Below are 25400 nucleotides of genomic sequence, written 5' to 3' on the forward strand. Positions count from 1 at the left end.
GCGCTCGCGCATCGCTTTCCGATCCTGAACAAGACCTTTCGCTCATGAATATCCTCGTCACTGGGGGAGCCGGCTACATCGGTTCCCATACCTGCGTGGAACTGCTCAAGGCAGGCCACGAGGTCATCGTCTTCGACAACTTCTGCAACAGCAGCCCGGAATCGGTCAAGCGGGTGCAGCAGATCACCGGCAAGACGCTCTCCCTGGTCAAGGGCGATATCCGCAACCGCGAGCAGCTCGAAAGCGTACTGCGCGAATTCAAGTGCGAGGCGGTGATCCATTTCGCTGGCCTCAAGGCCGTAGGCGAATCGGTCGAGCAGCCCCTGATGTACTACGACAACAACGTGGTCGGCACGGTCCGACTGCTCGAAGCGATGCAGGCCACGGGCGTGAAGACCATCGTGTTCTCGTCCTCGGCCACGGTCTACGGCGATCCGCAATACCTGCCGCTGGACGAAGCCCATCCGCTCTCGGCCAGCAACCCCTATGGCCGCAGCAAGATCGTCATCGAAGACATGCTGCGCGACTACTACCGCGCCCATCCCGACTGGAAGATCGCGCTGCTGCGCTACTTCAACCCGGTGGGCGCGCATGAGAGCGGCCTGATCGGCGAAGACCCGGGCGGCATTCCCAACAACCTCATGCCCTTCGTGGCCCAGGTCGCCATCGGTCGCCGCGAGCGCCTCAACATCTGGGGCGGCGACTATCCCACCCCCGACGGCACGGGCGTGCGCGACTTCATCCACGTAGTGGACCTGGCGCGCGGCCACGTGGCCGCCCTGCAAGCGCTGGACGCGCCGCAATGCTTTGCGGTGAACCTGGGCACCGGCGTGGGCTACAGCGTGCTCGACGTGCTCAAGGCCTACGAGAAGGCCTGCGGCAAGACCCTGCCCTATGCCATCGCCGAGCGTCGTCCCGGCGACATCGCCTCGTGCTACGCCAATCCCGCCGAAGCCAAGCGCAAGCTGGGCTGGGAAGCCACGCTGGGACTGGAGGCGATGTGTGCTGATTCGTGGAAGTGGCAGCAGATGAATCCGAACGGCTTCAAGGCCTGAAGCCTCGCCAGACCATGCTCTTCGTCACAGGCGGCGCCGGTTTCATCGGCGCCAACTACATCCTGCATTTCCTGGCGGCCCCGCACGATGAGGCCGTGCTCAACATCGACAAGCTGACCTACGCCGGCAATCCCGACAACCTGGCCAGCGTGGCCGGCGATGCGCGTTACCTGTTCAGCCAGACCGATATCTGCGACACCGCGGCCATTGCCCGCCTGTTCGCGCAGCACCGCCCGCGCGCCGTGGTCCACTGCGCCGCCGAGAGCCATGTGGACCGCTCCATTGCCGGCCCGGCGGTGTTCATCCAGACCAATGTCAACGGCACCTTCAGCATGCTCAGCGCGGCCTACGACTACTGGAGCACGCTGCCAGCGGCTGAGCAGGCGGCCTTCCGCTTCCTGCACATCTCCACCGACGAGGTATTCGGCAGCCTGGCCGCAGACGCGCCGCCCTTCACCGAAACTTCGCCGTACGCCCCCAACAGCCCCTACTCCGCCTCCAAGGCGGCTTCCGACCATCTGGTGCGGGCTTTTCACAGCACCTATGGCTTGCCGGTCCTCATCACGCATTGCTCCAACAACTACGGGCCGTTCCACTTCCCGGAAAAGCTCATCCCGCTGGTGATCACCAACGCCCTGGCCGGCCAGCCTCTGCCCATCTATGGCGACGGCCAGCAGGTGCGCGACTGGCTGCATGTGGCCGATCACTGCCGCGCCATCGAACTGGTCCTGGCCCGCGCCCGTCCGGGCGAGAGTTATAACATCGGCGGCAATAGCGAGAAGACCAATCTCGAGGTGGTCCTGACCCTGTGCGACCTGCTCGATGAACTCGCCCCCAAGGCGCAAGGCCAGTACCGCGACCAGATCTGCTTCGTGCAAGACCGCCCCGGCCATGACCGCCGCTACGCCGTCGACACCAGCAAGATCCAGCGCGAGCTGGGCTGGTCGCCGCAGCACGCCTTCAGGCAGGGGCTGCGGCAGACCGTGCAGTGGTTCCTGGCGGCACGCCATGCGTCCGGAGCGAGGCCATGAAGATCGCCGCCACCCTGCTCCCCGGCGTGCTGGTGCTGGAACCCACGGTCTTCGAAGATGCGCGCGGCCATTTCTTCGAAGCCTTCAATGCGCGCCAGTTCAAGGCCCTCACGGGGCTGAGCCCGGAGTTCGTCCAGGACAACCAGTCGCACTCCAAAGCCGGTGTGCTGCGCGGCCTGCACTACCAGCTGCACCAGCCGCAGGGCAAGCTGGTGCGCGTGATCCAGGGCGAGATCACCGACGTGGTGGTGGACCTGCGCCGCCAGTCGCCCAGTTTCGGGCAATGGGCCAGCGTCACCCTGTCGGCGCAGAATCGCCGCCAGCTGTGGATCCCGGAAGGTTTCGCGCATGGCTTCCATGTCCGCAGCGACATTGCCGATGTGCAATACAAGACCACCGCCTACTGGTCTGCGCCGGATGAGCGCTGCATCCGCTGGGATGATCCCGATCTGGCCATCGACTGGCAACTGACCGCCCCGCCCCTGCTCTCGGACAAGGACCGGCAAGGCGTGTACTGGCGCCAGGCCGAGCTTTTTCCCTGAAATCGCAACGATCGGCGCGCGGCATTGCCTGCTGTCACTACCCTGATCCGCCCTGCCCATGCGCCTGCCCGGCGCGCACGCTAATACAAAAGGTGGACCGGAAAATCCCCTGTAATCCCGCCATCCGATCCGGCCAATCCACGTAGACTCCTCAGGATGCCCCTCTCCCGCAGCCCTGCTGCGACAAGGAGAACAGGCGGAGAACAGTCGTTTTGCCTTGCCCAATCGATGCATGATGGAAAGTCTGGCCGATGGCATTGCAAGCGCCATGAGGAGATATCCAACGTGCCAGAAGCAAAGAATATCGATGTCCTGCCCGGCAATCCCGACCGTCGGCGCGCTCTCCTGCCGCATGGGCTGACCCGGAGCGGCGCCGCTATTTTCGGCCTGCCCGACGGCGCCCAGCCGTGCATGCAAGGCATGACCAGGCCACCGCGCAAGATCCTCGGAGACTGAACCCCGGCGGCGGCGCCTGGCGCTGCCCATCCCTTCTGCAGGGCCAACAGCACGGATAACGATAATGATCATCACCCGTACCCCTTTTCGCATGTCCTTCTTCGGCGGCGGCACCGACTATCCGGGCTGGTATGCCGAACATGGCGGGGCCGTCCTGGCCACCAGCATCGACAAGTACTGCTACATCACCTGTCGCCACCTGCCGCCGTTCTTCGAGCACAAGCACCGCATCGTCCACTCCCTGATCGAGAACGTGCAGACGGTCGAGGAGATCAAGCATCCGGCCGTGCGCGGCATCCTCGGCTGGACCGGCTGCGAGCGCGGCCTGGAAATCCATCACGACGGCGACCTGCCGGCGCGCTCCGGACTGGGCTCCAGCTCTTCCTTCACGGTCGGCATGCTGCATGCGCTGGCGGCGCTGGAGGGGCGCTATGCATCCAAGCAATACCTGGCCAGCACCGCCATCCATATCGAACAGAACGTCCTGGCCGAAAATGTCGGCTCGCAGGACCAGGTGTCGGCGGCCTATGGCGGCTTCAACATGATCGAATTCCATCGCAACGGCAGCTTCTCGGTCTCGCCGGTGGTCTTGCGGCAAGAGCGGCTCAATGAATTCCACAGCCACCTGATGCTGTGCTTCACCGGTTTTTCCCGCATTGCCTCGGAAGTGGCCAAATCGCAGATCGACAACCTCAAGCAGCGCCAGGCGCAGCTGCATCGCATGCGCGAGATGGTCGATGAGGCCATGTCCATCCTGCAAAGCGAGCATACCTCCATCGATGAGCTGGGCAAGCTGCTGCACGAAAGCTGGCTGTGCAAGCGCTCGCTCTCCGACAAGGTCTCCACCAGCGAAATCGACTACCTGTACCAGGAAGCGATGCAGGCAGGCGCCATCGGCGGCAAGATCATGGGCGCGGGCGGCGGTGGTTTCCTGATGCTCTTCGTCAAGCCCGAACAACAGCCGGCCGTGCGCGAACGCCTGAAGCACTTGATCCATGTCCCCTTCAAGTTCGATGACGGCGGCACTCGCATCGTCATGTACAACCCCACTGGATTGAATTGATGACGCTTTCCACTCCCGCAGCGCTGCCGGCCGACATGCCCTCGCGCGACGCCTCCATCTTCGTGGCAGGCCACGCCGGCCTGATCGGTTCGGCCATCCTGCGCGCATTGCAACAGGCCGGCTACCGCAAGCTGATCACCCGCACCCGCGCCCAGCTGGAGCTGCGCGACAAGCAGCAGGTCGACGCCTTCTTTGAAGCGGAACGTCCGGACTACGTCATGCTGGCCGCCGGCAAGGTCGGCGGCATCCTGGAAAACCAGAGCTTCCCGGCCGACTTCATCAACGCCAACCTGGCCATTTCGCTCAACGTGCTGGAGGCGGCCCATCGTTGCGGGGTCAAGCGCCTGGTGATGTTCGGCTCTTCCTGCATGTATCCGCGCGAAACGGCGCAGCCGATGGCCGAGACGGCGCTGCTGAGCGGCCACCCGGAACCGACCAGCCTGCCCTATGCCATCGCCAAGCTGGCCGGCGTGCAACTGTGCCTGGCCTACAACCGCCAGTATGGCCAGCAGCGTTTCATCCCGCTCATTCCCAACAGCGCCTACGGCCCCAATGACAACTTCGACCCCAAGTCGGGGCATGTGCTGTCCTCGCTGATGGCGCGCTTCCACCAGGCCAAGCTGGATGGCGCCGAGGCCGTCACGCTATGGGGCAGCGGCACGCCGCGGCGCGAATTCATCCACGCCGATGACATCGCCGCCGCCGCACTGCTGATGATGCGCGAGCAATTGCCTGCGCTCACGCTGCCCCTCAATGTCGGCTCGGGCAGCGACATTTCCATCCGCGAACTGGCCCAAGCCATCGCCGGCGTGGTCGGCTATGAAGGCCGGCTGGAATGGGACAGCAGCAAACCCGACGGCGCCCTGCGCAAGCTGCTCGACAGCAGCCTCATGCACCAGCAAGGCTGGCGCCCCCAGGTGGGATTTGCCGAAGGACTGCGCGATACTTACGCCTGGTATGTGCAGAACAAGGCCGGCCGCGCCGTCTGACCGGCGCATGGGATTTCCCGACAACGACAAGCAATGCTCTCCCTCACCCTCGCATAACGGAACCGCATGATGAAATACCCACTGATGAGAAACAATATCCTGCGTGAAGACCTCGATGCCGTCATCGAGCATCTGCGCCAGGACGATCCCATCCTGACCAACGGACCGAACGTACGCGCCTTCGAGAAGGAATGGTCCGAGTGGCTGGGCGTGAAGTACAGCGTCTTCGTCAACTCCGGCGCCTCGGCCAACCTGCTGAGCATGGCCGTGCTCAAGCTGCGCCACCCGGAAGGCGGCGAAGTCATCGTGCCTCCACTGACCTGGATCTCCGACGTGGCCACGGTCATCCAGAACGGCTTCACGCCGGTCTTCGCCGATATCGATCCGCGCTCGCTGGCCATGGCCCCGGAGCAGATCCTGGCCAAGATCACCGAGCGCACCCGCGCCGTGTTCCTGACCCATGTGCAGGGCTTCGACGGGCTCACCGACGAACTGCTGGCCGAGCTGGAACGCCGCAACATCCCGCTCATCGAAGACGTCTGCGAATCGCATGGCGCTACCCACAACGGCCAACGCCTGGGCAGCTTCGGCTGGATGTCGAACTTCTCCTTCTACTATGCCCACCACATGAGCACCATCGAAGGCGGCATGGTCTGCACCAACGACCCCGAGGTCTACCAGCAGGTGCGCATGCTGCGCTCGCACGGCATGGTGCGCGAAGCGACCGATGACGACTTGAAGCTGGGCTATCGCCAGGACAATCCGCAGCTCAATCCGGACTTCATCTTTGCTTTCCCGGCCTACAACGTGCGCAATACGGAAATCGGCGCCATCATGGGCCGCAGCCAGCTCAAGCGCCTGGACGCCAACTGCGCGCGCCGCACCGCCAACATGATGCGTTTCCTCGACCAGATCGACAGCCAGCGCTACCGCGTCGATTTCAAGACCGAGGGTTCCAGCAACTACGCCTTCAACCTGGTGCTGCGCGAGGCCGACGACGTCTTCGTCGAGCGCCTCATGCAGACCATGCGCAGCAACGGCATCGAATTCCGCCGCGGCAGCGCCGGCGGTGACAACCAGGTGCGCCAGCCCTACCTGAAGGGCATCGTGCCGGCCGACCACTACCTGCAATTCCCGCAGACCGAGCACATCCATTTCTACGGCTTCTACATCGGCAACTTCCCCGACCTGTCCGACGCCGAAGTGGATGACATCTGCCGCATCCTCAACGCGGTCTGAGCCATGACGATACAGTCCGCCGTCATCCTGGCCGGAGGCCTGGGCACCCGTCTGCGCAGCGCCGTCCCTGACCTGCCCAAGCCGATGGCGCCGATCGAGGGCCGTCCCTTCCTCGAATACCAGCTCGACTACTGGATCGCCCAGGGCATCGCTCACTTCGTGCTGGCCGTGGGTTACCGGCACGAGGCCATCAGCGGGCACTTCGGCCAGCAGTACCGGGGCGCGCGACTGGACTACGTGGTCGAGGAAACACCGCTGGGCACCGGCGGCGGCCTGCTGCTGGCGCTGCAGCGCTTGCCGGCGGACCAACGCTTCCTGTTGCTCAATGGCGATACCTACTTCGCCGTGCAGTTGCCGGCGCTGGAACAGTTCGCCCTGCAGCAGGACAGCGACTGGTGCTTCTCGCTGTTCCGCACCGGCCAGACCAGCCGTTACCTGGGCATGGGCGTGGCTGCCGATGGCCGCATCACCGAACTCAAATCCAGCCAGGATGGCGACGAATGCCTGGCCAATGGCGGCGTCTATTGCATCCACCCGCGCGCCCTGGCCAGCCTGGGCGTGCAGGCCGGCGCCAGCACGTCGCTGGAAAACGATCTGTTCCCGCGCGCCTTCGCCGCCGGGCAGCGCATGGTGGGACTGGAATTCGACGGCAGCTTCATCGACATCGGCATCCCCGATGACTACCACCGCGCCGCCACCGTACTCAATGCAAAGGAGACCCCATGAGCTCGCCACTGCTGCGCCTGCAACGCAACCTCGACGCTTCCATCCGCGCCAAGCAACAGCTCATGCAGGAGAGCGCCACCCTGGCCGTCTTCGACGCCGCCGTGGCCGCCACCATCGCGGCCTATCGCAATGGCCGCCGCATCTACATCGCCGGCAACGGCGGCTCGGCCGCCGATGCCCAGCACCTGGCGGCCGAGTTCGTCAGCAAGCTGGCGCGTGATCGTGCGCCCCTGCCAGCCGAAGCGCTGACCACCGACAGCTCCATCCTCACCGCCATCGGCAATGACTATGGCTACGAGCAGGTGTTTTCGCGCCAGCTGGCCGGCAAGGCGGTGGCTGGCGATATCTTCCTGGGCATCACCACCTCGGGACGCTCGCCCAATATCCTGCGCGCGCTGGAGCAATGCCGCGCCATGGGCGTGCCCAGCATCCTGTTTACCGGCCGCGACGGCGGACCGGCGCGGCCCCTGGCCGACCACGCCATCGTCGTCCCCGGCGAGGCCACCAGCACCATCCAGGAATTGCATATCGTATTGGCGCATACCCTGTGCGAGAGCGTGGAAGCGGCCCTCTTCGGCGAATGATCTTCAGCAAAGGACGATCCATCATGTCTTACCACATCCTCGTCACCGGCGGTGCCGGCTATCTCGGCTCGAAGCGACCGGATTCAAGAACGAATTCTCCCTGGACCGCGGCATCGCCGAACTGGTCAAGGGCTACACCATGACCAAGAACACCAAGTACGGCAATGTCTGAACCCGCACGCCCCTGCGTCTTCATCGATCGCGATGGCACGCTCAATGTCGAGAAGAACTACCTGCACCGCTACGAAGACTGGGAATGGATCCCAGGTTCGGTGGAGATGCTGATGCAGCTGCATGCAGCCGGCTTCCTCAATATCGTGGTGACCAACCAGGCCGGCGTAGCGCGCGGCTACTACGACGAGCAAGCCATCAGCCGCCTGCACGCCCAGGTCGACGCCGGCATGGGAGAGGCCGCCGGCTGCATCGACGCCTACTATCACTGTCCGCATCATCCGCTGCATGGCCAGGTGCGTGACTGCGATTGCCGCAAACCCGCTCCCGGCATGCTCTTGCGCGCCCAGCGCGAATGGAACATCGACCTCTCGCGCTCATGGATGGTGGGCGACAAGCTCAGCGACATACAGGCCGGACTGGCCGTGGGTGCGCGCTGCGTGCTGGTGGCCACCGGCTATGGCCGCGAAGAACGCGACCACTGTCCCCCCGGCGTCCTGCTGGCCGACGATTTCGCCCGCGCGGGTGCGCTGATCCTGCGCGAATCCCGCCAGGCCGGCGCAGCCAGCGCCGCTCTTGCATGAGGTCAATGACGTGACGACTCCCACTCCCCGCATCCTGTTCATCTTCCTGGAGTTCCCCGACTGGCGCCTGGCGCGCAGCCTGGGCTATCCCACCCAGATGGGCGTGGAGCAAGCGCTGCGCCAGAGCGGCGCCGATGTGCTCAGCATTCCCAGCATGTTCCGCATGGACAATACCAGCCGCGGCAACTGGCTCTCCCGCTTGCGCCAGATGGTGGGCCAGCGGACCTATGACCAGGTCTGGATCGAACTGGTCCATGCGGACTACGACGAGCAGTTCCTGTCCTGGATCAGCGGCCTGGCGCCGGTGCGCCTGGGCTTTGTGATGGAGTCGCTGCAATACGAGCCCTATGTGTACGAGCTCGAACCCAAGCTCAAAGAACGCAAGGAGCGCGTGGTGCAGCGCCTGTCCTACATGACCCACGTGCTGCTGGCCGACGAACAGGACGCCACCGACCTGAACCGGGATGGCAAGGTCCAGGCCATGTGGTGGCCGCAGACGGTGCCGCGCGACAGTATCCAGGTCGCCTCCCGCCCAGCCCAGCCCTATGCGGTCTTCTACGGGGCGCTGTATGGCAAGCGGCAGAGCTGGCTCAAGCATCCACAGCTCGATGGCCTGCTGGTGCAGCCGGGCCCTTCGCTGGAATACCAGACCGAATTCCCGGCCCTGTTCGACCGTCTGCAAGCCCTCACCACCGAGGCGCTGGAACAAGGCCTGCAGGCCACGCCGGTGGTGCTGGAGCGCTATCTGCAACTGCTGCGCACATTGCGCCAGGATATCTTCGCACTGTGGCTGCGCAGCCTGCAGCAGGGCGTGGCGGTGGTGAATCTGCCGTCCTTCTTCCAGGGCTTCCCGGGTCGCGTCTACGAGGGCATGGCGGCGGGCAAGCCGGTCATCTCCTGCACCATCCCGGGCCGGCCGCGCACCAACGCCCTGTTCGCCGACGAGCAGGACATCCTGCTCTACGACCCCGAATCACCGGAACACCTGGCCCACCAGATCCGCCGCCTGCAGCAAGATCGCGCATTGGTGCAGCGACTGGTCGGCAATGCCCGCCACAAGCTGCTCACCCTGCATACGGCTGAGCTGCGGGTCAAGCAGATCCTGCGTTGGCTGGAAGACGGTGTCGAGACCGATTTCAGTCGTGTAGAGGCGGCATGAACTGCTACAATCGTTTGCACCTACGGCCAGCACGAGGATGTGAGCCGACCCAGGGCAGCGTCGCCGGAAAGCCCTTCCTTTTCAAGTTCTTCTCATAGGAACCATCGTGACAGCAGCAAGCTTCTTCATCAAACCGGGATATCGGGCCCGTACTCAACCGGAATACTACGCCGACGTCCACGATGACGGCACCATCTGGCAACCGGAGGTCTATCCGCTGGCAGCCACCCTGGCGCGCCAGTACGGTTGCCGCTACATCATCGATATCGGCTGTGGACGCGCGCGCAAGCTGTCGATGATGTACCCCGAGTTCCAGATCATCGGCATGGACTTCGGCAGCAACCTGGAGCACTGCCGCGCCCAATATCCGTTTGGCAACTGGGTCGAGGTGGACCTGGAAAACAGCGACGGCGTGCAATTCCCGCCCGAGGTGCTACAAAACGCGGTGGTGATCAATTCCGACGTGATCGAGCACCTGGTCAACCCGACCCGCCTGATGGCCCTGATCCGTTCCTACCTGGTGCATGCCAAGGTCGCCGTGATCTCGACCCCGGAGCGCGATCTCGAACGCGGTACCCACGACATGGGTCCGCCGGCCAATCCCACCCACATCCGCGAGTGGAACCTGGCCGAGCTGGAAACCATGCTCAGCAGCGAAGGCCTGCGTCCGGCCTATTGCGGCCTGACCATCAGCAACGACCGCGACATGCTGCGCAAGACCTCGCTGGCGGTGGTGCCGGGCTTGTCGCTGAACTCGTCGGCGGTGCGCGAGCTGGGTGCGTTCTGCGAAAAATGGCTGGCGGCTTCGCCGGAGATGCGCGACGCCGGCAATGGACAGTACCTGCAGAACCTGGCCCAGCTGGAACGTGAAATGGCCTCGGCGCAGTCCGCCGCGCAGCCGCTGCTGGCGCCCATGAGCCCGCTGGAAATCGGCATGGAGCACATTGCCGCAGCCCGTTACGAGGAAGCCTTCAAGGTCCTCACGGAAGCCCTGCAGAACGACGGCGAGAATCCGGCGGTGGTGTTCCAGCTGGGTCGCCTGGCGGCCATCTGCAACATGCCCGAGGATGCCAAGGAACTGTTCTACCAGGCCGCATTGCGCGCACCGGAAATCGTCAAGGACATCTTCGATTTCTACCAGGAGCAATTGGCGCGGGCCCGCGCCGGCCTGGAATGAAGACCACGGCATGGACGTGAAAAAAGGCTCCCGCGGGAGCCTTTTTCCATGGCGCCGACAGGGCCGGCGCAAGCTAGATCAGTGAGTGCAGTACAGCTCAGCTATTGAAACGATGCTGCGCCGTCAGGCTCAGGCCGAAGTCTTCGTAGCCAGCCAGTTCCTTCAACGGCACCTGCTCGACCATGAGGGCGTCGCCCACCAGCTTGTCCTCGTAGTATTCGCCATCGAACAGTCCGGGGAAACGCATCATCGTCATGACCAGTTTTTCCAAGGGCCCCGGGCCCAGGTAATAGGCCCCGCCCATGGCCCAGTGCCGCCAGAAGGGCTTGCCATAGGAGATGGTGTTGAGGGCCTTGTCCTGGCACTTGTTCCAGTGCCAATTGCGGTCATGGGTGGTGCCCGAGACCGGCACACCCGCATACACATTCAGGGTATGCAGCTGGTCCAGCAGTTGGCGCGCACGCACCGGATCGAACAAGGTCTGGTCATCGTCCACCTTGAGGATGCCGACGTTGCGACCCACGTTCTCGTAGACCCAGGTGCAGGCCGCCACGGTCTTGCGCGGCAGACCCTCGTAGTTATCGGGCGCGGCCACCTGCACGGCGCGTGGATGGTTGATGGCCTCGGTATCGTGACCGGAGATGATCAGGCTTTCGATCCCCGCTTCCTCGTACTGGCGCTGCAAGCTCAGGGCCTTCTGTTCGTACTTCTTGCAGCTGATGATCAGGGCCAGGTTCTTGATGGTGGAGGCGTTGGCGACCAGGTCGCGGTATTCGCGGATCAGGTCTTCGTTGTAGGGATTGAGCGCCACCGCGCGACGCGCATGGGCCACCGCGCCGGGCTTGTCGCCGCGCAGCTTGCTGACCTGCCCACGCTTGTACTCGAGCACCCACAGGAAACCTGAAGGGATATAGGGATTGTCCTGCTCGATACGGACGCACTCGCGCAGGATGCCATCGGCATTGAGCACGGTCGGGCGGATGTTGAGCAGCTCGGAGATGCGTTGATTGAAATCCATGATGGGCAAACGTTGGCTAAGGATGTGGGGATCAGGTACTGGGCGGATCAGAATCCCATCTGCTTGACGGCGATCTGCGCCTGCACCCGATAGATCAGGCGTTCGAAGGCGTCGGCCCAGTCACTGGTGAGATTCTTGAGCAGCAGGCTCTTGCCGGCCCGGGTGATGCGACGGCGCACATCGTCGTGATAGAGCACCATCTGCAGGTTCGAGGCCAGCAGCTCCATATTGCCCATCGGGTGCATCATGGCGTTGACGCCGTGCTTCAGGCCGATGTGGCGATAGGTCTCCAGGTCCGACAGGCAGACCGGGACTTCCAGCTCGAAGGCTTCCCAGATCGTCAGCGGCTGGGACTCGCTGGAACTGGCCAGCACATAGGCGTCCGCCGAGGCCAGGTAGCGCAGGGTTTCTTCGTTGGGCTGCTCGCCCAGGAAGCGGTAACGCTCCGGCAGTGCTTCAGCCAGCTTGCGCGCGCCATCGCCCAGCTGCAGGTACTTGCCGATGAAGACGCACTCGATCTCGGCACGCTGCGCGCTGCTCATGGCATTGACGGCCAGGATGGTGTCTTCCATACGCTTGCGCGGTTCAATGGTGCCAATGCAGACGATGCGCTTCTTGTCCTTGGGCTTGGGCTGCAGATCCTGCTGGCGGTAGATGGCGTCGTTCCAGAACGGCAGCACATGCACCATGGCCGGACTGTCGAAGAGGAAGCTGCCATAGACGATGCGCTGGAACTCGGTCTGGAAGACGATGTGCGAGGCGCTCTTGAAGCCCTGCGCCATCTGCGGATAACGCAGCAGCAGGTCACGGCCGACCTCGGCCTCGTGCACCCACCAGATCACCGGGCAACGCGGCGCCAGCTCGCCCACCAGCGAACCCGACAGGATGCAGTTGGACACGATCAGATCAGGCTCGCCGGCCAGGTCCTTGACGATGGGAATGCCCAGCGCTTCGAACTGCTTGCGGATCTCGCCCTGGCCATCGATACGCGGCAAGACCGACACCTCGTGGTTCTGCACCAGCCGCTCGGCCAGGCGCAGCATGGCCGTGCTGGCGCCGGTGGTGTAGAACTCGTCGTTCAACAAAAGAATCTTCATGCAATGTCCAAAGAGGGCGCGACCGCAGGGCCGCCAATCGCTTATCGCTTATCCGTGAGGATGCTGCGCCGCCGCCAAAAGATTTCCCTGACGCAAAACACGCGCAGCAAGCCGCAATCTGCCATCTTAATGAGCCATGCAAGCCTCAAAGGGCGGAGCACACGCGCAAATGCCCTTCAGCTTCCTTTTTGACCACAAGCAGCCCGGCAGCGCCGGGGCTGCATGCTAGACTTTGCCTTTTCGGCAAGTCCACCAACCCCGCTACGCCATGAACATCGTCATCCTCGCTGCCGGCATGGGCAAACGCATGCAATCCTCCCTTCCCAAGGTCTTGCACCCGCTGGCCGGCAAGCCCCTGCTGGGCCACGTCATCGACACCGCCCGCGCGCTCGCACCGTCTCGCCTGTGCGTGATCTACGGCCACGGCGGCGACGCCGTGCCGCAGGCCTTTGCCGACCGCGACCTGGCCTTTGCCCGCCAGGAACCGCAGCTCGGCACCGGCCATGCCGTCATGCAGGCCCTGCCGCACCTGGAAGACGGCGTCCCCACCCTGGTGCTGTATGGCGACGTCCCCCTGACCACCGCCGCCTCCCTGCAAAGGCTGCTGGCCGCAGCCGGTCAGGACAAGCTGGGCGTGCTCACCGTGACCCTGGACGACCCCACCGGCTACGGCCGCATCGTGCGCGAGAACGGCAAGATCACCCGCATCGTCGAGCAGAAGGACGCCAGCCCCGCCGAGCGCGCCATCACCGAAGTCAACACCGGCATCATCGTCGCCCCCACTGCCCGCCTGCGTGACTGGCTGGCCAAGCTGTCCAACGACAACGCCCAGGGCGAGTACTACCTCACCGACGTGATCGCCGCCGCCGTGGCCGATGGCGTGGACGTGGTCTCGGCCCAGCCCGATGACGTCGCCGAGACGCTGGGCGTCAACAGCAAGGTGCAACTGGCCGAGCTGGAGCGCGTGCACCAGCGCAACATCGCCACCGCCCTGCTGGAAGCCGGCGTGACCCTGGCCGACCCGGCCCGCATCGATGTGCGCGGCACGCTCGACTGCGGCCGCGATGTCAGCATCGACGTCAACTGCGTCTTCGAGGGTTGCGTGAGCATCGGCGAAGGCGCCAGCATCGGCCCCCACTGCGTCATCCGCAACGCCAGCATCGCCGCCGGCGCCAGCATCAAGGCCTTCACCCACATCGAAGATGCGGTGGTTGGCGCGGGTGCGCAGGTCGGCCCGTATGCGCGCCTGCGCCCCGGCACCGAGCTGGCCGACGAGGTCCACATCGGCAACTTCGTCGAGGTCAAGAACAGCGTCATCGGACTGGGCAGCAAGGCCAATCACCTGGCCTACGTGGGCGATGCGGACGTGGGCAGCAAGGTCAATATCGGCGCAGGCGTGATCACCTGCAACTACGACGGCGCCAACAAATTCCGCACCACCATCGAGGACGAGGCCTTCATCGGCAGCGACAGCCAGCTGGTCGCCCCAGTAGTCGTGGGCAAGGGCGCCACGCTGGGCGCAGGCACCACGCTGACCAAGGACGCCCCGGCTGGACAGCTGACCATCTCGCGCGCCAAGCAACTGTCCCTGCCGGGATGGCAGCGACCGGTGAAGATCAAGAAGTAAGGTCTGCGGCGGCAAGCCGCCTCAGCAGCTCAAGTTCAGCAGCTCAGCCTCAATAGCCGAGCTTCCTGAGTTCCGCGCCCATGGCGGCGCGGGCAATGATGCGTTCGAACTCATCGGCCCAGTCGCGGGTGAGGTTCTTCAACAGCAGGCTCTTGCCCGCGCGCGCCAACTCCCGCGCCAGCGTGGGACGGGTCAGCAGTTGCTGCAGGTTGGCGCTCAACACCGCGGTCTGACCGACCGGATGCATCAGCGCATTGCGGCCATGCTGCAGGCCGATGTGGCCATAGGTTTCCAGGTCCGAGAGGCAGACCGGCACTTCCAGCTCGAAGGCTTCCCAGATGCTCAGCGGCTGCGATTCGCTATAGCTGGCCAGCACATAGGTATCGGCCGACGCCAGGTAGCGCAATACCTCGTCATTGGCCTGCTCCCCCAGGAAACGGTAGCGCTGCGGAGCCGCATCGGCGATCCGGCGCGCCTGCTCCGGCAATTCCAGGTACTTGCCGATGAAGACGCACTCCACCTCCTCGCGCAAGGCCGGCGGCATCGCCTCCACCGCCAGGACCGTATCTTCCATGCGCTTGCGCGGCTCGATGGTGCCGATGCAGACGATGCGCTTGCCGCGCTTGGGCTTGGGGCCCAGGTCTTCCTGCCGATAGATGGCGTCATTCCAGAACGGCAGCACATGACAGCTCGCCGGACTATCGAAGAGGAAGCTCTGGTAGACCTTCTGCTGATAGCTGGTCTGGAAAACGATCTGCGACGCATGCTGGAAAGCCGGCGCCAGCGCCGGAAAGCGCAGGATCAGGTCGCGCCCCACCTCGGCCTCATGGATCCACCACACCACCGGCACCTTGGGCCCGGCCTCGGCCACATGCAGGCCAGCCATGAGCGTATTGGCCACCACCACATCCACGGTAGTGACGTTGTGGACGATGGGAATGCCCAGCGCCTCAAATTGTTTACGGATTTCTCCCTCGCCATCGCGGCGCGGCATCACCATCACCTCATGCTGCTGAACCAGCCGCTCAGCCAGCCGCAGCATCGCAATGCTGGCGCCGGTGGTGTAGAACTCATCGTTGAGCAGGAGGATTTTCATGGGCAGGCAAAAAAGGCAAAGGTGAGAAGGATGAGGACAACATCAAGCTCATGGCCCCGATAGGGCAGACCGACAGCATAAGCCCACCCACGCCAGCCAAAGGCCGAAGAACCACCGCAAACCCGCGCGATCTCGGCCCTTTGCATGCGCCGCGCACAGGCTGCAAGCCGATTCAGCTGGCCGCGTCATCGATGGGAATAGCCGTCTCGAACTTGCTGCGATGGATGGAGAAATAACTGCGCACATTGCGCACATTGCGCTGCGAGGCAAACAGCCGGTGCGCCAGCGCATGATAGGACGACATGTCCCGCACCAGCACCACCAGCACGAAATCCGGCCCCGGCGAAACCCGATAGCACTGCTGCACCGCCGGCTCATCGGCCACCAGCGCCTCGAAGGCCTGCTGCTCCTCCTCGCCCTGGCGATCCAGCGTGATTTCCACCACCGCCGTGAGCGCCGCCGCCACCTTCTGCGCATCCAGCAAGGCCACCTGCCGCGCAATCACGCCCCCCTCAACCAGGCGCTTGACCCGGCGCAGGCAGGTCGGCGGCGAAGCATGCACCCGCGCAGCCAGCTCCTGGTTGGTCTGGCTGGCATCGGCCTGCAAGGCCTTCAGGATGCGGCGGTCGAGGTCGTCGAGTTCAAATGTCATCAGGATGGGCAATATTCATTCAAATATGCACCTAATTTTAATGAATATTTCATGAGTTTTGACGTCAGCAATATTAATTCATTAGTCACTATTTTTAGAAATCATATTTCACACCCCCTCGCCTAATATGCATGCACATTCTTTCACACGAGGTATTCCATGTGCGGCATCGTCGGCGCGGTTGCGCAGCAAAACGTCACCCCCATCCTGCTCGAAGGCTTAAAGCGCCTCGAGTATCGCGGCTATGACTCCTGCGGCGTAGCGCTGCACGTGGACGGCAAGCTGCAGCGTTCGCGCAGCACCTCGCGCGTGGCTGAACTGCAGCAGCAGATCGCGCAGAGCGGCCTGTCCGGCTTCACCGGCATCGCCCACACCCGCTGGGCCACGCACGGCGCGCCCGCCACGCACAACGCCCACCCGCACTTCTCGCGCGACCGCATCGCGCTGGTCCACAACGGCATCATCGAGAACCACGACGAACTGCGCGCCGAATTGCAGGCCGTCGGTTACGTCTTCGAGAGCCAGACCGACACCGAAGTCATCGCCCACCTGGTCGACCACATGTATGACGGCGACCTCTTCAACACCGTGCAACAGGCCGTGCGCCGCCTCACCGGCGCGTACGCCATTGCCGTGTTCTGCGCCGACGAACCGCACCGCGTCGTCGCCGCGCGCCAGGGCTCACCACTGATCGTGGGCGTGGGCGAAGGCCAGAACTTCGTCGCCTCCGACGCCATGGCCCTGGCCGGCACCACCGACCAGATCATCTACCTGGAAGAAGGCGACGTCGTCGACCTGCAATTGCAGAAAGTCTGGATCGTCGACGCCGCCGGTCGCCCGGCCGAGCGCGAAGTGCGCACCGTGCAGGCCTACACCAGCGCGGTCGAACTCGGCCCCTACCAGCACTACATGCAAAAGGAAATCTTCGAGCAGCCGCGCGCCATCGCCGACACCCTCGAAGGCGTGGTCGGCATCATGCCCGAGCTCTTTGGCGACAAGGCCTACAAGGTCTTCAAGGAGATCGACTCGATCCTGATCCTGGCCTGCGGCACCAGCTACTACGCCGGCCTGACCGCCAAGTACTGGCTGGAATCGATCGCCAAGATCCCCGTCAACGTCGAGATCGCCAGCGAATACCGTTACCGCGACAGCGTGCCCAATCCGAAATCGCTGGTGGTGACCATCTCCCAGAGCGGCGAAACCGCCGACACCCTGGCCGCATTGAAGCATGCGCGCAGCCTGGGCATGCAGCACACGCTGACGATCTGCAACGTCGCCACCAGCGCCATGGTGCGCGAATGCGAACTGGCCTACATCACCCGCGCCGGCGTGGAAGTGGGCGTGGCCTCGACCAAGGCCTTCACGACGCAACTGGCCGCCCTCTTCCTGCTCACGCTGGCGCTGGCCCAGACCCGCGGCCTGCTGACGGAAGAACAGGAAGCCGAGCACCTCAAGGCCATGCGCCACCTGCCGGCGGCATTGCAGAGCGTGCTGGCGCTGGAGCCGTCCATCGTCGCCTGGGCCGAATCCTTCGCCCGCCGCGAGAACGCCCTGTTCCTGGGCCGTGGCCTGCATTATCCGATTGCCCTGGAAGGCGCGCTCAAGCTCAAGGAAATCACCTACATCCACGCCGAAGCCTATGCCGCCGGCGAACTGAAGCACGGCCCGCTGGCGCTGGTGACGGACCAGATGCCGGTGGTGACCATCGCGCCCAATGACGCGCTGGTGGAAAAGCTCAAGTCCAACATGCAGGAAGTGCGTGCGCGTGGTGGGCAGTTGTATGTGTTTGCGGATGGTGATTCGCACATCAGCTCGGCAGAGGGACTGCATGTGATCCGTATGCCGGAGCACTATGGGGTGTTGTCACCGATCTTGCATGTGGTGCCGCTGCAGTTGCTGTCGTATCACACGGCATTGGCTAGGGGGACGGATGTGGATAAGCCGCGGAATTTGGCTAAGTCGGTTACGGTGGAGTGAGGGGACTGGGCGGTGGAACTTTTGTTTCGTACAATCAATGTCAGAGATATGCAATTAAAGTCTGAGACAAGTCTTTAGTACGGCTCTAGGATTGAAAATCCTTATGTTGGTGGTTCGATTCCGCCCCGGGCCACCAAGAATGTTCTAAGCAAAACCGCCAGCCCTCGCCGGTTGGCGTTTTTCATTTCTGGGACTGAAAATCTTCGGCTTCGACCTATGTTTGCTTTCCGCCTGCCGATTTTTCCTCCTCGCATACCAGCTCTCCCAAGTCCAAAAACATCCGCTTCAGGCTCCTTCTTGGCTTCCGAGATTTGACCGCCTCTGCACTTAGCCAAGTGAAAAGTCCGACAGTAAAGTCGTCGAGCGAGCACTTGGGAGCGCCTTGCTGACTAAGAACATACGCTGACATCGAATCATTCTGCACCCTCCAAATAATCCGACACCAACAAAAAAGCTCTTCCCAACTGGTTTAGCCTAAGCTGCAGCCGATAACAATCGACTTCTCCACTGTCATTTTTGTATGGATAAATCTCCTTCTCTCCAGCAGATTCATATTCAAAACCATTGTCATGGTCGGCCATTCGAGAGACGACAGAATAGATATCTTGATTGTCCTCACAATTTTCATCATAAAAATCGACATCGATGCTTGCTACCGACCAAGGAAATAGCGTTTCGACCAACTCCTTCATTGGGCGGTGCATGTAATACTGAAACCACTCTTTGCTTAAAGTCTCGCGTCCGTATTTATCATAGACGTACACTGTCACGTTGCCACGTCGCAACCCTTTGTTAACCCAGTCCTCAAGTTCAACAGATACCTTCATGCCCGCCTTAACATGGCGCATTAACGATGCATCGATAGCCAACCTTCGCATACGATTCTGAGCAGGAGATCCAGCAAAAACTTTCGCTAAAGCAGCGCGTGTTTTTTTACCTAGTTTATTTTCCTTAGGAATAGCGATGGTCCAGGACTTCCCCGCGCGACGAACCTTGCCCTCATCAACGAGAACCCAATAGGTCTCATTTTCCTCATCGAAATGCGCAACCAATATGACCGGCAAAGAGTGATTGATCCAATATTCTAGATGCGTGAGGCTTCCTCGAAACACGTATGCATCTTCACGCTCGACAAAATGGCTTGGCCCCGTTTTAATTTGCAACGCAACTAACTTCCCGGTCGGCTCGTCCTGTACCAATTCGATATGTGCATCAATTCCCATATCAACTAACGGCTGTTCACGAAAAATCCAACCGAGTTCTTTCAAAACTATTTTCTGAACTGCATTGACACCAATTTGTTCTTTAGGATCGTACCGTGCCATTTCATCTTCGCCTTCTTAAATCAGCAACTAGCAATACTTGAATATAAAACCCCGGAGCGGTCCGCCCCCCGAATGCCTAAGCAAAAACGCAAGCCTCCGCGGGTTGGCCTTTTCGTTTCTGAGGGCACGAATCCATGCTCCGGTCTACTCTCGGCCTTAGGCCGAAGTTTCTAAGCCAATTCGCTTTATCTCGCTAACGATAATGGGAGACAACTTAAGACTCGCACCCTTTAGATTTATTAGCCTACGTTTGATAGCGACAGCGTCTAAGTCACTTTTCCCTAGCAGGTCTGTCAATTCTCTTGCTGCAATTCTGGATAGCCCTAGCTCCATGCATCCAATCATCGTTCCACTGCATGCGCCTAGCTCCAAAAATAAGGGAATAGGCGGAACATCGAGCTCTCGGTCAGGAGATACCACGCCGACGGCATGCTTCAATAGATCAATGTAGCAACCGATGTATCGCACGTAATGAAACCTCAGCTTATTCTCCACATCATCTAGCACCTTGATAATGGTTTTCCCTGGTTCCGGCTCCTCGTCACCATTCACCTCGGCCTTTCTACGCTCATATTGAATTTGGTGTTCTATCATGTCCCTCAAGGAACTCCCCCGCATCCAACTTAAGGCGAACCAGCCAAAGTAATATTGCTGATTGGTCTCTTTCCCTTCTAAATGGCGGTGAATCAAATCCATGATGGACTCGAGACGTTCTTTGACTTGACCAGACTGCAGCGGATGATGGGGCACAAGCTGTGCCGTTCCTCCCCTTTTCACCACAGCTAAGAGGACGTCAAACATTGCCTGCTGTCGTAGGGGTGATACAGAGGAATTGCGCTTCAATAGTTCCGGGGGGAGCATGACCTTGTCCAGATGTTCTCGGATTGCATCACTTATGGAAACGGCGCTTTCCATTGCAATCCCCCTCGTCGCACGCTCAATCGTCTGTTCCATGACGCCCTCTTTTGCGTCGATGAATAGTCGTGCAAAAACACTCTCAGCGAAATTCGTATCCTTGGCACCTGAAACATGGTTCTCGTCACGTATGAAATCCATCACTTCTGTATGCGAAGTGGTGAAGGCTTTACTCAACGAAGGCGTGACCTCCTTTTGCCTCACCTCTTCAACTGGCTGCCTATCCCATTTTTTATATTCAATCAGGAACACGTTGCCGTGTGTGTCCTTAGACAACCTTCCTGCTCGGCCAGCCAAATTCCAGAAATCATCTGGCCCCATTGGCTTTCCCATCCCCTTCTTTGGATTGCGGATGAAGATATTTCGAGCAGGAAGATTTACTCCCTGTAGCAAAGTCGATGTACAAACCAGATATTTAAGGGCGCCATTGGCAAAGTATTCTTCAATAGCCTTCGTGAGGGTGGTCGGCATACTGCCGTAGTGATAGGCAACACCTGACTTAATAGAATCGACAAGTGCATATTGAGGATGGACGTGTTTCTTAACAAATTCTGAAAGCTCAAGGAGAGCTTCTGTCTGCTTAACAAAATTGTCTTTACCGCCTAAGGCGGCTGCTATTGCCTCCGCCATTTTTTCGGCAGCAGCTTTTCCTGATGCGTAGACGAGATTTTGCCCTTCGTCTCCAAGGGTCATCACAGCGGTCAGGAAGCGTGCTCCGGCATTTGAAACCGGCTCTCCTTCCAAGTCCACATTCTCTAGTGCTAATGGCTTCTGGTTTTCGCGATGAAGCGTTAGCTGTAGATGCTGCTTTTTCTTCGCGCTTTTGAAGTTCACATAGATTAAATTTTGCCGCACTGGACGCAGAGTAGTCTCTACAGATGGCAACTCACCTAATCCCATAAGCGAGCCAATAGAAGCACCACTTCGTGAGCCGGGTGTTATGAATAAAATCTGCGCTTGGGGTGCTCGTTCATTTACATCCTCGAGACACGATAACAGGAGCATTCCACGCGAGCCATCGGCGATTTGCTGTGCCTCGTCAACTATCAAGCAATCTAATGCCAGGTCGGCTTCATCCATTGCAGTTCTAAGCCGCTCTTGGGTAAAGACGAAAATGCGCGACTGGGTCGCTGCCAATCTTTCGTCTGCACGTGGAATACTGCTGATTACTGGAGGATTCTCGAAGCCCGTGAACGCCTTGATTAAGGATGCATGCACCTCATGAATTAGCGAACGCGTTGGAACAACATAAGCTATGTCTAACAGGCGGTCCGAATTACCGAGAAGCGACTTCAGATAGAGTTGAATCAAGAACGACTTGCCAGCAGATGTGGGCGCAGCGATGCTAAGGAATTGCTGCGTTTTTAGCTCATCCCATACATCGGCCTGGAAGTCAGTCAGCAAGATTTCTTTGCCGAGAACCGAAACATAATTCTCGTCTCGCCGCACCTCCTCACTGAGCTTAAGATTCCAGGGTAACCTCCCATGCGCAAGATTGTTCCCTTTTAGAAAGTCGCTAGCCGGAAAATTCCCCAACATTGCCAAGATGTGCTCGCATACAGCTCGCTGGCTGGTCTCCAAGGGGAGTGTTGCGAGGGCGTATACGATATCTTGAGACAATGTCGAATATTGCTTGCTTCCAGACTGTGCCAGTATGAGGGCCGACCGCAACAGCTTATTTCGCTCACCTATATCGATGCTGGGAGTTCTTCCCGAGAGGGACGCTAGGCTTTCCTTTTGCAGCGTCTCATAGGCAATCTGAAATTTCTGGCTGCTAGCTACGCGCTGAGCCAACTGTAAATTGAAGTTACCCATGAAGTTCCCTATTGAATTCATCCCGGAACGACTGCACATCGGGCAGGGGAAGGAAAAATAAATCAACGGCGGCCAGCGAAATCTCGTGCCTTTCTAAGTGAGATTGGGCAGTGCGTAGCTTCTGGCTTAGACTTTTCCGATAGAGCTCTTTGAAATACTCTTCCGCTTCCTCCACACCCTTTTTAGCCAATTTGTTATAGGCGGCGTAGTCATAGCCAATCAGAATTGCAAATCTGTCGCTACGACGGTTACCTTCATCTGTATCGTAAGGATGAAGAAAACGAAGAAGGTACTCCTGCAGCTCTTCGGGGAAGCCGTCTAAATCTATATTCCCACTGGTAAGCTGAAGCTCATTGTCCATCCGCCCATCTGCATTCTTAGCAAGCCAGCTTATAGATTCGGCAGCGTCTGACATCGCGCTGGCAAAGGACTCGTGCATTTTTGACTCGCCGAAGAACATCGTCAGCCGCTCGCCATGCTCATCCCACATTGCATGAACGCCGTCGGCCCCATGTATTGGCATTGAAGGCGATGTCTTCAAGCGCATCTTCGACAGCACGAGCGGTGCTTTCAGATAATGCTCAATGAAAACGTAAAGCAGTAGTTCCCCACCTTCACCTGACCGACTACTGGACTCCTTTGTTTTGATGAACAGAGCCTTCGCCCAGTCGGCAAGGTCTTCTGTTTCGCGAGCGTCATATGTACTCAGCCGATCTTTCTCTTTTGCTCTACGACGCTGCAGCTTGGTGGCGCAAAAACCGGTAATTTCTCTCATGAGCATTTTCACCAACTCAGCAACCGATGGCTTCCCGCCCTTGAACGCCGGATACAAGAAATGGGCCGAAACCAGAGGCAGGCCCTCCTCGTGAACACTACAATTTTTTATCCTTGCATCAACATTCCGACGCCCCAATAAGTTATCAAAATGTCTACCAGGTTGATGCTCATCAACATGCACTGTCATTCGTGAAGTTCCCCTTGCAGAATTTGCATCAACGTCCCCACGTTGATGCCCAATGTCGAGCTTACAACTTAACTAAACTTTACCGTTCTACGGCACTTTTGTTAATTATTCTTAGGCAAGAATTTGCAATAATTTTTGACTTCTTTTCATCAGAACTGCATGTCCCTATAAGAAAGGACAAATTCATTAATGATTCCTCACGACCGCATACGTTGCCACTCCACAACTTTAATGGGTGCCTGATCGGAAGAAGACCCTACTGCACCATGAAGAAATTGTGACAGAGGACCCAAAACGACCATTACTATTGCGTGGTCGACCGTGTCAAGAAGGAAAATGAGACCTTGGGCATGCAGCCAGGACAGGCGGCTTCGTGCCACACCTTTTACGTCCACCATGAAAAAAACCACAGGTGCGGGCTTGAAAGGACTACTTGTGATACGCCTTGAGGTGCTGGGTCGTCCTTAAATGGTCGAGCAGATGCGCTTCAATTGCGATTGCGCGAAGCGGTTGGCAGTACCGGCACCGCAACCTCCTCCGCCGCGACCATATTGCGACCGGCGTCAGGCTTATAGACCGTTACCGGCGATGCGCTGTTCGGCGCCTCCTTCTTTCCTCACGCTCACGGCGCTCATGCTCGCTCGGAAATGGTCGCCCATCGAGAGTGCACTCATAGTCTGCTTCGGCTTCTTTTTTACTCTTGGTCATTTTCAAGTCGCTATGTGTAGGTCCTAGAAAGACCCCGGCCGCTGAGGCGTATTACACGCCGCAGCACCGGATACCAATGATGCGTAGGAATTGCCGAGCACCCGAGGACGGTCTTAGGCCGCAAGCCAATACATGCTGATCAGATTTTCATGTAACGCCTGCATCTGACAAAACAAGCATGCCGCTAATTCGCCCATGCTCCTCTCATGAAAATCACGACTCAGATATCACCACTGCAACCTCTTGATGCGCACGCACCGCCCATCACCTCGCCGCCACAATCAAGCTAACGGCAACACAAACCATTGCCCAACTGAAAGCCTGCGCCAAGGAAGCCGGCGTATGATGCCCCCAGCCAGACTGAAAAACACGCTACCAGTAACCGCCACCCCAAGCACAGCGTTAATCTGCAAAGCGGAATTCACAATCCCCGCCACCATGCCGGCACCGCCTGTCGGTGCACAATCGATCAACGATCGCACCAGCGTCGGAACCGCGATCCCCTGGCCGAAGCCGATCAACCACAGCGCGACCACAACATCAAAAAGGGCGGGCGCTTGCCCAGCGGGCGTAGTAGCCACCACTGCACTGAGCACCAGCGCGCCAACAATCTCAAGCGCCATCCCCAATACGAGCACCCATTGCCCAAACCGACGCGTCGCAGCGGGTGTCGTCAGTGGGCCGACGAAGAAACCCAAGCCGCAAGGAACGAACCATGCCCGCAGCCTGATCCGAAATCATCAGCAACGACGATGATGTCAGAACAAAGACCCAGACCCATCACTCCACCTACGCACGATCCGCTGGAAGAACAGGCTGTTAGGCAGTTGCAAGGTCGTCTCGCCCCCCTCGTGCTCCTCCGCAAGGGTGGTATAGACCAGGTTGATATCGAGCACCCGTCCCTTTAACCCCGGCTTGTCGCCACCTTCGAGAACCTCGATCACATCGCCGACCCGGAATGGCTGGGTGGTGTAGATCAGAATGGCGCAGAACAGGTTGGACAGCACGCTCCACGCGGCAAAGAACGCCACTGCACCCACTGCCGCAAATCCGGTAAAGGCAGACCATAGCGCGGCGCTGGAAACACCCATGCGCTCCAGCGCCCACAGCAGCGCGCCCCCATAGACAAAGAACCCGAGCACGCGCTGCGTCAGTGCGGCCGCTTTGTTAGGAAAACCGTAGGTGAGCGCCAGCCTGCCGATCAGCATCCTGGCCACGCGCATGATCGCCAGCGCGCCGAGCACGATGAGGATGACCTCTGCGGTCGGCACCAGGACATCGAACCAGTCGGCCAGCCATTGAGGCAGGCCGTCATGTATCGATTGCAGAAATTTACTCATTCAACTCCTCTTTTATCAGGGACGGAATCTCATCGACTTGCCTGAATAGCTCAACGATGAATAGCGGCGGATCGAAAATTATAAAAGAGC

Annotated in this window: 22 protein-coding genes; 13 read left to right on the forward strand and 9 right to left on the reverse strand. The window is 60.1% G+C overall.

All coding sequences use genetic code 11. The features are described 5' to 3' along the window. Positions 1–44: 44 nt before the first annotated feature. The 11 genes from galE to ACP92_RS24090 all read left to right on the forward strand — a co-directional run bounded on the left by galE (position 45) and on the right by ACP92_RS24090 (position 10776). Positions 45–1055, forward strand: a complete 1011-nt coding sequence (gene galE / locus ACP92_RS21995) for a UDP-glucose 4-epimerase GalE (protein ID WP_013236329.1) — start codon at positions 45–47, stop codon at positions 1053–1055. 14 nt (positions 1056–1069) lie between these two features. Continuing rightward, positions 1070–2086, forward strand: a complete 1017-nt coding sequence (rfbB, locus tag ACP92_RS22000) for a dTDP-glucose 4,6-dehydratase (RefSeq protein WP_013236330.1) — start codon at positions 1070–1072, stop codon at positions 2084–2086. After that, the gene (gene rfbC / locus ACP92_RS22005) at positions 2083–2628 is read left to right on the forward strand and encodes a dTDP-4-dehydrorhamnose 3,5-epimerase (RefSeq protein WP_013236331.1); all 546 of its coding nucleotides are present in this window, start codon (positions 2083–2085) and stop codon (positions 2626–2628) included. Before rfbB ends, rfbC begins: the two co-directional genes overlap by 4 nt. Before the next feature lie 520 nt (positions 2629–3148). Beyond that, the gene (locus ACP92_RS22010) at positions 3149–4147 is read left to right on the forward strand and encodes a GHMP family kinase ATP-binding protein (RefSeq protein WP_013236333.1); all 999 of its coding nucleotides are present in this window, start codon (positions 3149–3151) and stop codon (positions 4145–4147) included. Then, entirely contained in the window at positions 4147–5136 is a 990-nt protein-coding gene (locus ACP92_RS22015; RefSeq protein WP_013236334.1) for a GDP-L-fucose synthase family protein, read from the forward strand. Before ACP92_RS22010 ends, ACP92_RS22015 begins: the two co-directional genes overlap by 1 nt. A gap of 84 nt (positions 5137–5220) precedes the next feature. Next, complete coding sequence (locus ACP92_RS22020; protein WP_240727276.1) at positions 5221–6375, forward strand: DegT/DnrJ/EryC1/StrS family aminotransferase; 1155 nt, start codon at positions 5221–5223, stop codon at positions 6373–6375. A 3-nt stretch (positions 6376–6378) separates the two neighbouring features. Continuing rightward, positions 6379–7101: a sugar phosphate nucleotidyltransferase gene (locus ACP92_RS22025; RefSeq protein ID WP_013236336.1), complete on the forward strand. Its 723-nt coding sequence runs from the start codon at positions 6379–6381 to the stop codon at positions 7099–7101. Continuing rightward, the gene (locus ACP92_RS22030) at positions 7098–7685 is read left to right on the forward strand and encodes a D-sedoheptulose-7-phosphate isomerase (protein WP_013236337.1); all 588 of its coding nucleotides are present in this window, start codon (positions 7098–7100) and stop codon (positions 7683–7685) included. The genes ACP92_RS22025 and ACP92_RS22030 overlap by 4 nt, the downstream gene beginning before the upstream one ends. A 164-nt stretch (positions 7686–7849) precedes the next feature. Then, on the forward strand, positions 7850–8440 hold the full coding sequence (gmhB, locus tag ACP92_RS22035; protein ID WP_013236338.1) for a D-glycero-beta-D-manno-heptose 1,7-bisphosphate 7-phosphatase: 591 nt from the start codon (positions 7850–7852) through the stop codon (positions 8438–8440). 10 nt (positions 8441–8450) lie between these two features. Further along, entirely contained in the window at positions 8451–9599 is a 1149-nt protein-coding gene (locus ACP92_RS22040) for a glycosyltransferase (RefSeq protein WP_013236339.1), read from the forward strand. 106 nt (positions 9600–9705) lie between these two features. Continuing rightward, positions 9706–10776, forward strand: coding sequence for a class I SAM-dependent methyltransferase (locus ACP92_RS24090; protein ID WP_013236340.1), 1071 nt, complete (start codon positions 9706–9708; stop codon positions 10774–10776). Positions 10777–10873: 97 nt separating this feature from the next. On the opposite strand, the gene ACP92_RS22050 is transcribed toward ACP92_RS24090, so the two are convergent. Both ACP92_RS22050 and ACP92_RS22055 read right to left on the reverse strand, forming a co-directional pair. Then, the gene (locus tag ACP92_RS22050; protein ID WP_156181821.1) at positions 10874–11794 is read right to left on the reverse strand and encodes a hypothetical protein; all 921 of its coding nucleotides are present in this window, start codon (positions 11792–11794) and stop codon (positions 10874–10876) included. A 47-nt stretch (positions 11795–11841) separates the two neighbouring features. Beyond that, positions 11842–12891: a glycosyltransferase family 4 protein gene (locus ACP92_RS22055; protein WP_013236342.1), complete on the reverse strand. Its 1050-nt coding sequence runs from the start codon at positions 12889–12891 to the stop codon at positions 11842–11844. 268 nt (positions 12892–13159) lie between these two features. Here ACP92_RS22055 and glmU point away from each other — a divergent pair, with 268 nt between their 5' ends. Next, positions 13160–14518, forward strand: a complete 1359-nt coding sequence (gene glmU / locus ACP92_RS22060) for a bifunctional UDP-N-acetylglucosamine diphosphorylase/glucosamine-1-phosphate N-acetyltransferase GlmU (protein ID WP_013236343.1) — start codon at positions 13160–13162, stop codon at positions 14516–14518. A gap of 49 nt (positions 14519–14567) precedes the next feature. Here glmU and ACP92_RS22065 read toward each other — a convergent pair whose 3' ends face one another. Continuing rightward, on the reverse strand, positions 14568–15614 hold the full coding sequence (locus ACP92_RS22065) for a glycosyltransferase family 4 protein (protein WP_013236344.1): 1047 nt from the start codon (positions 15612–15614) through the stop codon (positions 14568–14570). Between the two features lie 172 nt (positions 15615–15786). Continuing rightward, positions 15787–16266: an Lrp/AsnC family transcriptional regulator gene (locus tag ACP92_RS22070; RefSeq protein ID WP_013236345.1), complete on the reverse strand. Its 480-nt coding sequence runs from the start codon at positions 16264–16266 to the stop codon at positions 15787–15789. Positions 16267–16425: 159 nt separating this feature from the next. Here ACP92_RS22070 and glmS point away from each other — a divergent pair, with 159 nt between their 5' ends. Continuing rightward, positions 16426–18243 (forward strand): glutamine--fructose-6-phosphate transaminase (isomerizing), encoded by a 1818-nt coding sequence (gene glmS / locus ACP92_RS22075; RefSeq protein WP_013236346.1) that lies wholly within the window; start codon positions 16426–16428, stop codon positions 18241–18243. Positions 18244–18656: 413 nt separating this feature from the next. On the opposite strand, the gene ACP92_RS22080 is transcribed toward glmS, so the two are convergent. The 5 genes from ACP92_RS22080 to ACP92_RS22100 all read right to left on the reverse strand — a co-directional run bounded on the left by ACP92_RS22080 (position 18657) and on the right by ACP92_RS22100 (position 25310). Then, positions 18657–19568, reverse strand: a complete 912-nt coding sequence (locus ACP92_RS22080; protein ID WP_013236347.1) for a DUF4365 domain-containing protein — start codon at positions 19566–19568, stop codon at positions 18657–18659. A gap of 156 nt (positions 19569–19724) precedes the next feature. Beyond that, on the reverse strand, positions 19725–22298 hold the full coding sequence (locus ACP92_RS22085) for a DEAD/DEAH box helicase (protein WP_013236348.1): 2574 nt from the start codon (positions 22296–22298) through the stop codon (positions 19725–19727). Continuing rightward, complete coding sequence (locus ACP92_RS22090) at positions 22291–23262, reverse strand: HamA C-terminal domain-containing protein (protein WP_013236349.1); 972 nt, start codon at positions 23260–23262, stop codon at positions 22291–22293. Before ACP92_RS22090 ends, ACP92_RS22085 begins: the two co-directional genes overlap by 8 nt. Before the next feature lie 989 nt (positions 23263–24251). Continuing rightward, positions 24252–24593: an MFS transporter gene (locus ACP92_RS22095; RefSeq protein ID WP_041311325.1), complete on the reverse strand. Its 342-nt coding sequence runs from the start codon at positions 24591–24593 to the stop codon at positions 24252–24254. A 135-nt stretch (positions 24594–24728) separates the two neighbouring features. Then, a complete protein-coding gene (locus tag ACP92_RS22100) occupies positions 24729–25310 on the reverse strand; it encodes a mechanosensitive ion channel family protein (protein ID WP_013236351.1) in 582 nt (193 codons plus the stop codon). Positions 25311–25400 lie beyond the last annotated feature (90 nt).

Origin of the sequence: Herbaspirillum seropedicae, from assembly GCF_001040945.1 — a bacterium.
GTDB lineage: Bacteria > Pseudomonadota > Gammaproteobacteria > Burkholderiales > Burkholderiaceae_D > Herbaspirillum > Herbaspirillum seropedicae.

Coding starts and splice junctions, on each gene's coding strand:
- ACP92_RS22065 (WP_013236344.1), bottom strand. CDS start 15,614: ATGAAAATCCTCCTGCTCAACGATGAGTTCTACACCACCGGCGCCAGC.
- ACP92_RS22055 (WP_013236342.1), bottom strand. CDS start 12,891: ATGAAGATTCTTTTGTTGAACGACGAGTTCTACACCACCGGCGCCAGC.
- galE (WP_013236329.1), top strand. CDS start 45: ATGAATATCCTCGTCACTGGGGGAGCCGGCTACATCGGTTCCCATACC.
- ACP92_RS22090 (WP_013236349.1), bottom strand. CDS start 23,262: ATGACAGTGCATGTTGATGAGCATCAACCTGGTAGACATTTTGATAAC.
- ACP92_RS22020 (WP_240727276.1), top strand. CDS start 5,221: ATGAGAAACAATATCCTGCGTGAAGACCTCGATGCCGTCATCGAGCAT.
- glmS (WP_013236346.1), top strand. CDS start 16,426: ATGTGCGGCATCGTCGGCGCGGTTGCGCAGCAAAACGTCACCCCCATC.
- rfbB (WP_013236330.1), top strand. CDS start 1,070: ATGCTCTTCGTCACAGGCGGCGCCGGTTTCATCGGCGCCAACTACATC.
- ACP92_RS22050 (WP_156181821.1), bottom strand. CDS start 11,794: ATGGATTTCAATCAACGCATCTCCGAGCTGCTCAACATCCGCCCGACC.
- ACP92_RS22080 (WP_013236347.1), bottom strand. CDS start 19,568: ATGGCACGGTACGATCCTAAAGAACAAATTGGTGTCAATGCAGTTCAG.
- gmhB (WP_013236338.1), top strand. CDS start 7,850: ATGTCTGAACCCGCACGCCCCTGCGTCTTCATCGATCGCGATGGCACG.
- ACP92_RS22085 (WP_013236348.1), bottom strand. CDS start 22,298: ATGGGTAACTTCAATTTACAGTTGGCTCAGCGCGTAGCTAGCAGCCAG.
- rfbC (WP_013236331.1), top strand. CDS start 2,083: ATGAAGATCGCCGCCACCCTGCTCCCCGGCGTGCTGGTGCTGGAACCC.
- ACP92_RS22030 (WP_013236337.1), top strand. CDS start 7,098: ATGAGCTCGCCACTGCTGCGCCTGCAACGCAACCTCGACGCTTCCATC.
- ACP92_RS22070 (WP_013236345.1), bottom strand. CDS start 16,266: ATGACATTTGAACTCGACGACCTCGACCGCCGCATCCTGAAGGCCTTG.
- ACP92_RS22100 (WP_013236351.1), bottom strand. CDS start 25,310: ATGAGTAAATTTCTGCAATCGATACATGACGGCCTGCCTCAATGGCTG.
- ACP92_RS22015 (WP_013236334.1), top strand. CDS start 4,147: ATGACGCTTTCCACTCCCGCAGCGCTGCCGGCCGACATGCCCTCGCGC.
- glmU (WP_013236343.1), top strand. CDS start 13,160: ATGAACATCGTCATCCTCGCTGCCGGCATGGGCAAACGCATGCAATCC.
- ACP92_RS22095 (WP_041311325.1), bottom strand. CDS start 24,593: ATGGCGCTTGAGATTGTTGGCGCGCTGGTGCTCAGTGCAGTGGTGGCT.
- ACP92_RS22010 (WP_013236333.1), top strand. CDS start 3,149: ATGATCATCACCCGTACCCCTTTTCGCATGTCCTTCTTCGGCGGCGGC.
- ACP92_RS22025 (WP_013236336.1), top strand. CDS start 6,379: ATGACGATACAGTCCGCCGTCATCCTGGCCGGAGGCCTGGGCACCCGT.